Origin of the sequence: Paenibacillus camerounensis (genome assembly GCF_000723885.1) — a bacterium.
Lineage (GTDB): Bacteria > Bacillota > Bacilli > Paenibacillales > Paenibacillaceae > Paenibacillus_AQ > Paenibacillus_AQ camerounensis.
In genome coordinates this window covers 13,801-26,912 of the sequence record NZ_CCDG010000078.1, presented here as the reverse complement: position 1 = coordinate 26,912, position 13,112 = coordinate 13,801, and the positions used below count along the sequence as shown (strand labels likewise).

Below are 13,112 nucleotides of genomic sequence, written 5' to 3'. Positions count from 1 at the left end.
TTAGTTCTTCACGGGGTTCAGAGCATCCGCCAGCTTCGCTACGCCCTCAACAATCTGCACATCGCTTGGCGTAGAGAAATTAAGCCTGAACGAATCACGGCAGTCCTCCGGACTCAGAGCCAGCATATTGCCGGCAATGAAGCTAACCCCGGCTTCTGCTGCCCTGCGTGAGAATTCTTCCATGGACAGGCCATCCTTCAGCGTACACCAGATGAACAGGCCTCCCTCCGGCTCATTGAATGAAATGCTGTCCCAGAAGCTCTCCCGGAGGCACTTCAGCATAAGTGCACACTTGCGCCCGTATATCTGCTGCAGCCGTGTGATGTGGCTATCATAGTCGTAATTCCGCATGAAGGAATCAGCCAGCATCTGGGCAAACAAATTGGTATGCACATCGGCACTTTGCTTAAGCACCGTCATTTTCTGGGCGATGTCCAGCGGTGCCAGTACATATCCGACCCGTATGCCCGCCGAGAGCACCTTGGAGAAGGAGCCTACATAGATTACCAGCCCTTCTGTATCCAGTGATTTGATATTCGGAAGCTCTTCACCAGAGAACCGAACTTCTCCGTAAGGGTTATCTTCGAGGATCAAAATATTGTAACGGACTGCTAATTCATACAGCTGTTTGCGCTTCTCCAGCGACATGGTAACACCGGTAGGATTCTGAAAGTTCGGAATGGTGTAGATCATTTTAATATTGCCGTGGCTCGACAGCTGCCGCTCCAACTGCTCCATGTTCATTCCGTCAGGCTCAACATCAACGCCGAGCAGCTTTGTGTTGTAAGACCGGAAGGCATTAAGTGACCCGATAAAGCTCGGATTCTCGCAGACAATAGCATCTCCTTCATTACAGAACAGCTTGCAGGCCAGCTCAATTCCCTGCTGGGCGCCCGAGACAATAATCAGCTCATCGAATTCCTTGCCGCAGCCGAAGCGTACCTGCATCCGCTCTGTAAGCAGCTCCCGCAGCGGAGCATATCCTTCAGTCAATCCGTATTGCAGGAACGAAGCGGGATTATCCCTGAACAGCTGTGCCGAGATTTCCTGCAGCACCTCGTAAGGCAGTGTTTCGGGCGATGGATTACCCTGCGCGAATGAGATCGCACCCGGTTTACTCATGAGCTTCATTTTTTCACGGATTGCCGACGGTCTTAGCTGAGCTACTCTATTTGAAAATGTATACATTATATAATCCTCCTTAGCGCTGCCGGCGCTGCTGTTTCAGCACGCTTCCCCCGGCTACTGTCGGGAAACGGCTCCATGCTGCTTCCTGCTGATCAGGAACATATACACTCCGGCCGAGACCGCTGCACAGCCTGCACAGATTAGATACACCGTTGTAAACCCATGCTTCTGTGATATGGCTCCCCACAATATCGAACCAGTTCCCATCCCCAAATCCATTGAGGCTGTAAAAAGCGCACTGGCTGCCCCTCTTCTCTCCGGCAAGACCCGGCGGACCGCAAGAGCATTCATGGCCGGCTGCACGCTGCCAAATCCGATACCGAACATTAACGCTGACAGCAGGGTCAGCGGCAAAGAACCGGCAAAGCCCAGAAGGACAAACGAGCCTGCGATCAGCACCAGTCCGGGAACCATCACCGTGCGGCTTCCCCGGCGGTCAGCCAGTCTGCCCGAGAACAGCCTGCTAAGCAGCAATGCACAGGCATAGACAGTGAAATACAGGCCAATTCCCTCTATCCTTCTTTCTGCCGCATATTGCGGCAGAAAGGTCATGATCCCGCCCAGTCCCAGCGTAATGAAAAACATCACCAGCCCGGGGAATACAGCTGTCCCTTCAAATATAGATAATTTTTCATCGTTGTTATAAGTCTTTTTGACTAGTTTATAACGGATCGGCAGCGCCAGCAGCAGTCCAATGACAGCACAGACTGCCGCAGTGCCGAACAACAGATTATAGCTATGCTCCGCAATCAGATATAAGCCCAGGGGAGGTCCGAAGGCAGTCGGCAACGTATTAGAAACCCCGTAATAGCCAATACCTTCAGTCAGTCTTGAGGATGGAACCACATCGGCAATCACAGTTCCTGCAGCAGTGGAATGTGCACTGAAGCCAACCCCTTGAATGATGCGGACTGCCAGCAACAGCGGGACTGACACTGCCAGCTGCATAAAAAGAAAAGCGGTAATTAGCAGCAGAATTCCGCCTATCATGACCGGCCTTCTCCCCCGGACATCTGACAGCTTCCCGGTCAGCGGCCTGCACAGCAGGGCCGAAAATGCGTATACGCCAACAACCATCCCCGACATAACACCGCTGCCGCCCAGCTCCAGCACATACAGCGGTAAGGTGATCATAAGCATACTAACTGCGGTCACGATACACAGGTTAGCCCCTATCGCCAGCACATAGGGGCGGCTCCAGAGCGGGGGCTGTTCAGAATTTGAACGGCTCATTAACAAAATGCTTCAGCAGTGTGATCGCGTGCTCCACATCCGACATCTGCAACAGAGTATTTGCACAGTGCGGATAACGGGTTACGACAGACAAGCCGGCAGCTTTTACACCGAAGCCTGACCGGTTAATTGAACTTGCATCTGTACCGCCGACATAGATAACATCCAGCTGATACGGAAGGCTATGCTGAACGCTTAAGTCTTTTAATGCAGATACCAGATATTCATCACAGATTACAGAGGTATCAGAGATCTTGATTGCCGGGCCTGCGCCGATGGTATTGCTGCCTGTCAGATCACCGGGAACATCATGGGCAGGAGTGATGTCAACAGCAAGGCCGATATCCGGCTGAATTCGTTCAGCGGCGGTAACCGCGCCCCTGCAGCCGACCTCCTCTTGAACGGTAAAGACGAAATAGACATCGTTGTAGCAATCTTCCAGCGCCTTGAGCGCTTCTATCATCATATAGCAGCCGACTCGGTCATCAATGGCTTTGGATACGACATACCCGCCCGGAAGCTCGGTATAATGCCCCTCATAGACCGCATTGTCACCTACATTGACAACTTTTTTGACTTCAGTATCGCTGGAAAAGCCGATATCAACATACAGCTGTGTAAAATGCTTCAGCTCATCCACCGGCACACTGCTTCCGATGATGCCCACTGTCCCGTTAGTGAAAATTATTCTGGACATAAAGGCGCTTCTCACATGGGAATAACCAAGGAATTTAATCCGGATCAGCCCGTTTTTCTCGATCTTGATAACCTGAAAGCCGACTTCATCCATATGGGCAGCGGCCATTATCTTCTTTTTATGCTCTCCGCTTCCGCGCTTGTAGACAATCAAGTTACCTATAGCATCCGTAGTAACCTCATCGGCATGTAATACAACCTGCTCTTCAATGAACTCCCTTACCTTACCCTCATATCCGCTTAAGCCGCTTATCTGTGTCAATTGCTGAAATAACATGGCAGATCAGTCCTCCAATAAATAGTATCAATTCGCATATAAATGACAGGCTACCGTATGCCCCGGTGCCGCCTCAACAGGCTGAGGCCTTGCCGTCTCACAGACCGGCATCGCCCGGGAACAGCGGCTGCAGAAGGCGCAGCCGGGAATATCACTTGCCGGACTTGGTATCTCCCCTTTAAGGTACTCTTGTCCGGCGGGCCGGATGTTATCGGGATTCATGACCGGTACAGCTGACAGCAGGCCTTGTGTATAAGGGTGCAGCGGCTCAGCGTAAATGTCACCGCTGTCCGCAAGCTCAACGATCGAGCCCAGGTACATCACAGCTACACGGTCGCTAATATAGCGGACCATATTGAGGTCATGGGCGATGAACAGATGGGTCAGAGAGAGCTCCCGCTGCAGTGATTTCAGCAGATTGACAATCTGTGCCTGAATGGAGACATCCAGTGCAGAGATCGGTTCATCACTGACGATAAATTCAGGTCCGAGTGATAAGGCTCTGGCAATGCCTATCCGTTGCCGCTGTCCCCCGCTGAACTCATGCGGGTAACGGCTTGCCATTTCACGCCGCAAGCCTACCAGCTCCAGCAGCTCACAGATCCGCTCCAGCCGCTCACGGCCACGGAAGAGTCCGTGAATATCCATGCCTTCCCCGATGATGGCCGCGACTGTCTTCCTGGGATTCAATGATGCATAGGGGTCCTGAAAGATCATTTGTGCCCGGCGGGAGAAGGCAAGCCTGTCTTGCTTGCGTTTAACAAGGAACGGCTGTCCTGCATAATGAATACTGCCTTCTGTAGGCGGATATACACCCATAATGGCTTTGCCCAGCGTAGATTTGCCGCTGCCGCTTTCCCCGACCAGCGAAAGCGTCTCTCCCCTATAAATATCAAGATCTATGCCGTTCACTGCGCGCAGCATCCGGCCGCTGCCGACAGCGAAGTACTTTCTGAGTCCTTTGATGCTTAAGAGCACCTCACGGTTAGACAATGGCATAAGCCTCCTTTACTTCCCTGGCTGCAGCAGGGGCCTGCGGATGAAGCAGCCAGCAGGAGCAGCTGTGGCCTGAAGCAACCTCGAATTCCTCCGGGTCAGCCGAGCTGCATATCCGCATCGCATACTTGCATCTGGGAGCGAAGCTGCAGCCGGGAGCCGGACCCAGCAGCTTGGGCGGTGTCCCGCCGATGGTTATCAGCTCACTGTTCTTGTCCTGATCCGGCCGGGGTACCGAATTCATCAGCCCCCAAGTATACGGATGCTGCGGGTTATTGAAGATTTGCTGAACCGTACCCGTCTCCACAATCCGGCCCGCATACATCACCGCGATCCGCTGTGCGATGCTTGCCGCAACAGCAAGATCATGGGTAATCATCAGGATGGACATTCCGTTCTCGCGCTGAATGCTTCGCAGCAGATCGATAATCTGAGCCTGAATCGTCACATCCAGCGCCGTCGTCGGCTCATCGGCAATCAGAAGCTTCGGCTTGCAGGCAATGGCGGCAGCAATCAGCGCCCGCTGCCGCATGCCGCCGCTGAACGCCCCGGGATACTCCCGTGCCCGCCCCGCCGCACCGGGAATCCGCACGGCATCCAGCAGTTCCACGGCTTTTTGCCATCGTGACTTCCGCTTTAGCTTGTGATGTATCTCCAGTGTTTCACCAATCTGCTTCCCTACCGTCATTGTCGGATTCAGGGAGGTCATCGGGTCCTGAAATATCATGCCAACAAGAGAACCTCTGATCTGCTGCATCTGCCTCTCATCTGCCTGGACAATATCAATATCCGCCAGCCTGATTTCTCCGCCTTTAATATGAACAGGAGGATCAGGATTCAGTCTCATCAGTGTCTGGGCTGTTACGCTTTTGCCGCAGCCGGATTCACCGACCAGCACCAGCGCCTCCCCTTCTTGAATGTGGAAGGAGACACCTCTTACAGCCTGCAGCTCACCGCTGCCGGTTGCGATCGAGATCTGAAGATCCTTGACGGTTAACACGGTTCGCCGGGAATCTTCCATCAGGCATCCCTCTATTCTTTGGATTTAGGGTCAATAACATCCCGCAATGTATCACCCAGTAGATTGAAGGTAAGCATGGTTACACATAAGAATACTGCCGGGATGATCAACAGGCCAGGATAGGTCTGGAAGCTGGTAATCCCTTCCGAGGCAAGTGTACCCAGACTGGCCAGCGGTATCTGAACCCCCAGCCCGATATAGCTCAGAAAGGCTTCCGTAAAGATCGCCGAAGGAATGGTTAACGTCAGATTAACAATAATTACTCCCAGGGAATTCGGGATCAGTCCGCGGAAAATAATTCTCCATGACCCCGCCCCCAGCAGGCGCGAAGCAAGCACATATTCCTTCTCCTTCAGCTGCATCATTTGGCCCCGGACCAGCCGGGCCATTCCCGTCCAGCCGATTGCCCCGTAAGCGAGAATAATCGTAGTTACCCCAGGCTTCAGGACAATCATCAGCAGAATCACGATAATCATATAGGGAATAGCAACAACGACCTCAAGCACACGCATCATGATCTCATCTGTTTTACCGCCGAAATATCCGGCAATCCCGCCGTAGACCATACCGACTACCAGGTCGATTAACACGGCTGAGAAAGCGATAATTAACGAAATCCGCGTTCCATACCAGACCCGGACGAATAAGTCACGGCCGAGCTTGTCAGTCCCAAAAAGATGCCCTCCGGTCATCCATCCCAGATTGGTGCTGCTCAGATCCTGATCCGAAATACTGTAACGGCTGAACAGCGGCACGAATATTGCCCCAGCTACAAGCAGCAGCAGGATGACTAGACAGCTCGTAACGACCTTATTGCCGCGCAGGCGCTGCCGGACATCTTTCCAGTATCCCGCTGCTCCGCTCCCGGAAAGCGTCTGTTCCTCTTTGGCCGGCCCGGTCCATTCAAACATTTCCGCTTTATATTGCATATCCTCACACTTTCGCTTTGTAGAGTTTGATATTCGGATCAACAAGCGTATACGACAGGTCAACCAGCAGATTGGCACCGATCAGAAAAGCACCGAGGAACAGTGTTGTTCCGGCAATCATCGGATAGTCGTTGGTCTGCACACTGCTGACGAAATATTTCCCCATGCCCGGAATATTAAAAATATTCTCCACCACAAAGGCTCCTGTCAGCACCGATGCCGTGAGCGGGCCAAGAATGGTTAATACCGGCAGTATGGCATTGCGCAGCATATGCCGGGTAACCAGCAGCGGCATGGACAGGCCGCGTGCCTTAGCCGTTTTGACATATTCCTGGCCGGCAACCTCCAGCAGGCTGCTGCGCATCATCCGGGCGATAATCGCCAGCGAGCTGAGTCCCAGCACGAACGGCGGCAGAATTTTATGCTGTTCAGAGGCCCACCCGCTGATCGGCAGCAGGCGGAAACCGAATTGTGTGTTCGTGAAGCCTGAGAGCTTAAGCGCCAGGAAGTACTGGAGCAGTGAGCCCAGGATGAAGCTGGGGACTGAGATTCCGATTGCTGCGATAATCATCGAGACCGTATCCCAGCCCGTTCCTTTCTTCAGCGCAGCGGTAATCCCCAGCAGCATACCAGCGAAGACGGCAAAGACGAGCGCCCGTATACCGAGATCGATTGAAAAAGGAAAGGCCTCCTCCAGAATCGTACTGACCGGTCTGCCGGTATAGATCAGCGAGTCGCCGAAATCTCCCTGGACAGCGTTACCTAAGTATTTTAGATATTGAATATAGACCGGCTGATCAAGCCCATACTTGGCATAAAGGGCATTCTTCACACTGTCTGTAAGCGCCCTGTCCCCGACGAACGGATCTCCGGGCAGGAGCTGCATGAGGACAAAAGTCAATGTAATCAGCACCCAAAGTGTCAGTACCGCAAAGCCAAGACGCTGCACGATATATCGAAGCAAATCCTCCACCTCATTTCATACCATGAACCCTTATTCAAAATAGGCCCAGTACAGGTTGATATCCTGGAACGCACTGCGGACAACGCCCTTTAACCCCGGCTGCACCGCGTAGGACTGGTTCATAAAATAGATAGGTCCGATCGGCAAATCCTGCATCAGCTTGGTTTCAGCCTGCCGCAGCAGCCCGAACCGTTTAGCCGGATCTTTTTCTACGGTTGCCTGTGTAATGTACTGATCATATTCGGTATTACTGTATGAGGAGCTGTTATTGCCTCCGCCGGTCACTAACATATCGAGAAAGGTCATCGGATCATTATAGTCAGGTCCCCAGCCGCCGATAGCAATCTGGAAGTCCTTACTGTCCACCTTGGCCCGCATCGCTTTATAGGGCATAACTTCAATGTCCACTTCAATCCCGAGATTCTTTTTCCAGAATTCCTGATAAGCAGCAGCTTCCGTCTTCTTCGCCCCCCGGTCATCAATTAACAGCGTGAGTGCCGGGAGTGCGGTTAAGCCCAGCTCTGTCAGCCCTGCATCCAGATAGTTCTTGGCCTCTGCCCCATCATTATCCTTCAGTAAGTCGCCTACTTCCTCCTTGAAGCTGCCGTTCTCGCCGCTGACATCCGGGTTCGTGAAGCTGAGTGCCGGTACTGAGCTGTCCTTTAGCACATTATTGATCAGGGAGGTTCTGTCGATGGCGTAGGTGAGCGCAGTGCGGACATTATTATTTTTGAGAATAGCATCCTGCGTATTGTATACGAAATAAGAGGTGGCCCCGTCGGACTTGGTCAGAACCTCATATCCGGCGTTCTTGGCCTGCTGGATCTGATCTCCGTCGTGAAGCGTTACCGTATCCAGCTCACCCGAGGCGAACATATTGTACGCAGTGCCGGCTTCACTGACAATCTTCATATTGATGGTATCCAGCTTAACGCTGGCTGCATCGTAATAATCTTCGTTTTTAACCAGTGTAATCTGGCTGTTATGCTCCCAGCTGTCAATTTTCCATGGACCGTTGTACAGCAGGGTTGCCGCTTCCGCTCCATAGCCGTCTGCGGTTTGTTTGGAGTAATTCGCTTCATTAATCGGGAGATAAGAGGCAGCTGCGGTCAAAAAAGGAAAATACGCGGTCGGCTGGCTCAAAGTAACCTGAAGGGTCTTCTCATCCACCACCTTGATCCCAATGGCATCTTCACTGCCGGTGCCGGCATTGTAATCCTGTGCACCTGCAATCGGGTACAGAAGATAAGCATACGGTGCTCCATAACCCGGACTGAGAATCAGCTTCCAGGCAAAAGCGAAATCAGAGGCGGCAACACTGCTGCCGTCAGACCATTTCATATCCCGCAGATGGAACGTATACATCAGTCCGTCTCCGGACACCTCCCAGCTCTCTGCCGCACCGGGAATAGGCTGATTGCTCTGATCCAGCCTGGTCAGGCCTTCCTGAACATGCCGCAGAACATTCATCGATACGACATCTGTTGTGCGCAGGGAGCTCAGCTGAGGAGGTTCGGATTCGATATTGATAGTAGCGGACGTCTTGACTGCTGCTGCATTGCCTGAGCTTTGCGGATCAGCGGCTGACACCGGGCTGTTATCCGTTTTTGGACCGCAGCCGGCCAGAACCAATGAACCTGTCAATACCATTGCCAATGCTCCAGTATAAACCCTTCTTTTCCTCATATTCCTACCCCCTAGAATGATGCGGGCCGTGATGATATGTTATGTATTCTAACACTCTTCATCCTCCCGTCGTTTGGTGTAATTAATAGTAACATAACAATTTTAAATATATAATGTGATTAATATATGGTTTAAAAGCTATTACACTGTGCATGTTGCACATGTTATTACCTTTTTTCTGCTTGAGGCTTCTATTCTCTATTCAACTAATGTTAACTATAATGACATGCGAGAGCATAAAAAAAGCAGTACAACTCCGTTTTCCGGAATTGCGCTGCCATAGAATTCTTATAATGACCATAAAACAGTCAAATGAGTATCCCTATACACTCTTGCGGTCCAAATAGTTACGAATAAGGATGCCCACCAGCAGACCGTGCAGTGTTTCCGCATCCTTCAGGCTTTTGCCGAGGATTTTTTCCACACGTGCGATGCGCAGGTTCATCGTGTTCCGGTGAATGTACAGGGCCGCCGCACTGTCGTTCAGGTTCATCCGCTGATTGAAAAAAACATCCATCGTCCGGATCAGCTCCGCCCCGCTTTTGCGGTCATAGGCTTCCAGCTCGCCGATCCAGCGCCTGCAGTAACGTTCCAGCTCCTCTTCCTTCATATGAAAAAACAGCTGGTATACACCAAGGTCCTCATAAAGTGAGACACGTTTCTTGGTTGTGAGGCGGCAGGTGAGCTCCAGGCTTCTTTCCGCTTCCAGGAAGCTGCTGCGGATGGTTGCATAGGAATAGATGCCGCCAAGGCAGGCATACACATCAAGTCCTTTGAAATAGCCATTGATGCTTTCACAGATTCCATGAATCTTCTGCAGCATTTGGGACTGCTCCTGCTCGGAGCCGATTTTGCGGGCCAGGTAGATCCTGTTGTCATCATGCATAGTCAGCAGAGAAGCATCATACCGTTTCACAATGCTGTCAGCAACCTGGCGGTAGAACGTAAGGAAGCTGGGGAGCGGATGATTATGCTCGCTGCCCATCCTACTTAAATAAGCGTTCAAATTATCAATATAAATGACAGCCACCTGATACGGGACGCTAAGATCAATCCCCAGATAGGCGGCATTATTTACGATTTCATTAATCGCTTCAGCGTTGCCGAAGCATAGCCGTTCCAGCAGGTGCTCGGCAAGCGGAGGTTTATTCTCCTCTTCAAAAATTTTGCCGGAAATCTCCTTTGTAATCTCCACCAGAATCGATTCACGGGGCAGCTCGAACACGGGCATTCCCAGCCGGTCGGCGGCCGGCTTCAGCGAGCGGATCAGCTCCGGAGTCATTACTTCATTCGCCATAAAAATCACGCCGGCAGCATGTTTCTCCTCCGCCTCCTCCAGCAGCTGAACCAGGCTGTCATAATCGCTGCGCAGTCCCAAGCCGCCGAAGAACAGCAATTCACCGCCAAATATCCACATCCGTACAGAATTGGTCTGTACAATATAGGGCCAGGTAACGACCCGATCCAGCCCATCCTCGCCTGCGACAAGCTTTAATTCCTTCAGTGTACGCAATGATAGAATGTCCCCGCACTTCAGCAGCATGCCGGCCAGCCCCCTTTTTTTAGATTTTATTGTATAGTTTACAGCAAAAAGAGGCCAGCCGAAATATCCGGCCAGCCGGTCTTTTACAAAGCAACTGTCTTCGTGGCAACATTCCGGCAGAATTCCCGGTCATGCTCCACAAACAGCAGGGTCGGCGCTGACTCAAGCAGCAGCTCTTCAATCTGCATCCGTGAAATAACGTCAATAAAATTCAGCGGTTCATCCCAGATGTACAGATGTGCCTGTTCGCTGAGGCTCCGGGCAATCAGCACCTTTTTCTTCTGGCCTCCGCTGAAGGACGCCATATCCTTCTCAAGCTGGACCCTGGAAAAATCAAGCTTGCGCAAAATCGCTTTAAACAGGCTTTCATCAACTTCATGCTTCCTAGCGTATTCGGTTAAGCTGCCTTGCAGATAGGAGGTGTCCTGGGAGACATATGAAATTTTCAGCTGGCTGCCCGTTCGGAGTGTACCGGAATAGCCGTTAAGTTCACCGGTAAGCAGCTTGAGCACACTGGATTTACCAGAGCCGTTTTTACCGGAGACCGCAATCCGCTCCCCTTGCTCAACTGAAAAGCTGATTCCGCTGCACACCGTCCGCTCCCCGTAAAAGACCGAGACCTGATCGAATTCAGCCAGCTGTTTTTTGTGAAAGGATAGCGGTGTGATTTTTAGTCTGTCAGAGGTTTCAATGTTTCTGAGCAGCTTTGATTTGTCTTCTATTGCGCTCTGCTGGCGCTGTTCTATCGATTTGGAGCGCTTCATCATTTTGGCTGCCTTATGCCCAACGTAGCCCTTATCCAGCTTGGAGCCGGAGTTACGGGTACCGTTTTTGCTTTTCTCCACCTCATCCGACCAGCCGCCCGTTCGCCTCGCAGCATCGGATAAACGTCTGATGTCTGATTGCAGCTTATCATTTTCCGCCAGCTCGTAGGCATCCTGCCGCTGTTTATTGTCCCACCAATCGGAGAAGCTGCCCTTTTGAATGTCGATTCCGGTTCTGTTAATGGATAGAATATGATCCACACAGTTATCCAGAAAAGCGCGGTCATGGGATACCAGAATGAAGCCTTTTTTATTCCCGAGATAACGGCTTACCAGCTGCCTTGCCTCCATATCAAGATGGTTAGTGGGCTCATCAATCAGCAGAAACCGGTCTTCCTTCAGAAAAAGCGCTGCCAGCAGCACTTTGGTCTGCTCCCCGTTAGACAGTGTTTCAAACGGCCGGTACAGCACATCGTCTGCCTCAACCTGCAGTAACGAGAGCTCCCGTGTGAACTGCCACCGCTCCGCATCCGGGCAGATTTCATCACAGATGTCCGATACCAGGTACTCCGGATGCTCCACCGGGAACGGAAAATAGTCAAAGCCAACCTTTGCCGAAATGGTTCCGCTGTATTCGTATTTGCCGAGCAGCAGATTCAGAAAGGTCGTCTTCCCTCTTCCGTTTCGGCCTGTGAAGCCAAGCTTCCAGTCCGTATCCAGCTGAAAGCTCACCTGCTCAAATATATTATCGTAGCTGCCGTCGTAGGCAAACGTCAGATTAGTCACATTAATCAATGACATATAATAACCTCCTGTACAACTAAAATGAGCTGCAAGAAGGCCAGCTTCTCACAGCTCAAATAAATACAGCTAACCCGTCCTCAAGGCAAAAGGCGGCTCAGGCTATTATTATGAGTGAGAGGATTAAGGACCTTCCTGCATATAAAGCATAAAACACGCAAAGCAAAAGACGCCCGCGGAACTCTGTTTTATCGTTTTATATAAGCGCAAGAAATCCTACATTATCCTGTCAGCTCCTGTCATAAGTATAGTCTTGTTTATTATACACATTATCGGTAGTAAAAACATCGCTTAGCGGACATAAAATCAACTTTTGCGCCCGATCATCTCCTGCACAACCTCCTCAGCTTTCCTGACAGCTGCCTCATCCTCCAAATGCCCTAACATTCTTATATCACGGCGGTAAAAGAAACTTTTGGCAGAATAGAGCAGCACCAGCATAACAGCAGCCAGACCTGCTAATTGTAAACCTTTTTCCATAGTAAGGACTCCTTTTGCCTTAGCACTGTGTATTATGCTTCATGTAACAATTGTACTACTTCTGCCGTTAGTTCAGGATTAGAGTTTCACCCGGACGATTGGGATTGCATTAATAAAGCCTTCAAAATAACAGAACAAATCCACCCGAAGGGTGGATCTATATAGAGTACTTAAGAACCTAATTTGCTGACTTTTAGCAGCTGCTTAACTTTAATTTAGTCTTACCCACTTAAGGAGTTCATTGTTCTTGGCAGCTGTATTGAAATAGCGAATATAGGCACATACCCTGGCCTAATGTATACGAAAAAACGAATACATTCTGCCACCATGAGGGTAAACTGGCCAATTGTATGCGAAAAAACGAATACAATGTGAGGGGTGGTATCAGGTCGTTTCTTCCATGTCTCCTGATTCTTCACGTCCACCCCTCCTTTATTTTTCATCGGAGTTATCCACATTTGTTTGCATTGTATCATTTCCTATACAACAAATAAACCATACTCAAAAGAGTATGGCCTTGTTAATCCGGCATTA

The 13,112-nt window shown here is 50.9% G+C and carries 11 protein-coding genes; all 11 read right to left on the bottom strand.

The annotated features are described in order from the left end of the window. The 11 genes from BN3772_RS25460 to BN3772_RS30775 all read right to left on the bottom strand — a co-directional run bounded on the left by BN3772_RS25460 (window position 1) and on the right by BN3772_RS30775 (window position 12,578). Complete coding sequence (locus tag BN3772_RS25460) at window positions 1-1,188, bottom strand: aminotransferase-like domain-containing protein (protein ID WP_244444838.1); 1,188 nt, start codon at window positions 1,186-1,188, stop codon at window positions 1-3. 54 nt (window positions 1,189-1,242) lie between these two features. Next, complete coding sequence (locus BN3772_RS25455; protein WP_042203127.1) at window positions 1,243-2,421, bottom strand: MFS transporter; 1,179 nt, start codon at window positions 2,419-2,421, stop codon at window positions 1,243-1,245. Continuing rightward, entirely contained in the window at window positions 2,402-3,394 is a 993-nt protein-coding gene (locus tag BN3772_RS25450; RefSeq protein ID WP_042203126.1) for a M42 family metallopeptidase, read from the bottom strand. Before BN3772_RS25450 ends, BN3772_RS25455 begins: the two co-directional genes overlap by 20 nt. 27 nt (window positions 3,395-3,421) lie before the next feature. Beyond that, window positions 3,422-4,393 carry an ABC transporter ATP-binding protein gene (locus tag BN3772_RS25445; RefSeq protein ID WP_042203125.1) on the bottom strand — a complete coding sequence of 324 codons (972 nt, stop codon included), beginning with the start codon at window positions 4,391-4,393 and terminating at the stop codon, window positions 3,422-3,424. Then, entirely contained in the window at window positions 4,380-5,411 is a 1,032-nt protein-coding gene (locus BN3772_RS25440; protein WP_042203123.1) for an ABC transporter ATP-binding protein, read from the bottom strand. Before BN3772_RS25440 ends, BN3772_RS25445 begins: the two co-directional genes overlap by 14 nt. An 11-nt stretch (window positions 5,412-5,422) precedes the next feature. After that, window positions 5,423-6,340 (bottom strand): ABC transporter permease, encoded by a 918-nt coding sequence (locus tag BN3772_RS25435; RefSeq protein WP_052380689.1) that lies wholly within the window; start codon window positions 6,338-6,340, stop codon window positions 5,423-5,425. A gap of 4 nt (window positions 6,341-6,344) precedes the next feature. Next, window positions 6,345-7,304, bottom strand: coding sequence for an ABC transporter permease (locus tag BN3772_RS25430; RefSeq protein WP_042203122.1), 960 nt, complete (start codon window positions 7,302-7,304; stop codon window positions 6,345-6,347). A gap of 30 nt (window positions 7,305-7,334) precedes the next feature. After that, a complete protein-coding gene (locus tag BN3772_RS25425; RefSeq protein WP_042203121.1) occupies window positions 7,335-8,990 on the bottom strand; it encodes a peptide ABC transporter substrate-binding protein in 1,656 nt (551 codons plus the stop codon). Window positions 8,991-9,312: 322 nt separating this feature from the next. Then, a complete protein-coding gene (locus BN3772_RS25420; protein ID WP_042203120.1) occupies window positions 9,313-10,533 on the bottom strand; it encodes a PucR family transcriptional regulator in 1,221 nt (406 codons plus the stop codon). Window positions 10,534-10,616: 83 nt separating this feature from the next. Beyond that, window positions 10,617-12,098, bottom strand: a complete 1,482-nt coding sequence (locus tag BN3772_RS25415) for an Lsa family ABC-F type ribosomal protection protein (protein ID WP_042203118.1) — start codon at window positions 12,096-12,098, stop codon at window positions 10,617-10,619. Window positions 12,099-12,404: 306 nt separating this feature from the next. After that, window positions 12,405-12,578 (bottom strand): hypothetical protein, encoded by a 174-nt coding sequence (locus tag BN3772_RS30775; RefSeq protein ID WP_157643653.1) that lies wholly within the window; start codon window positions 12,576-12,578, stop codon window positions 12,405-12,407. Window positions 12,579-13,112: the final 534 nt, after the last annotated feature.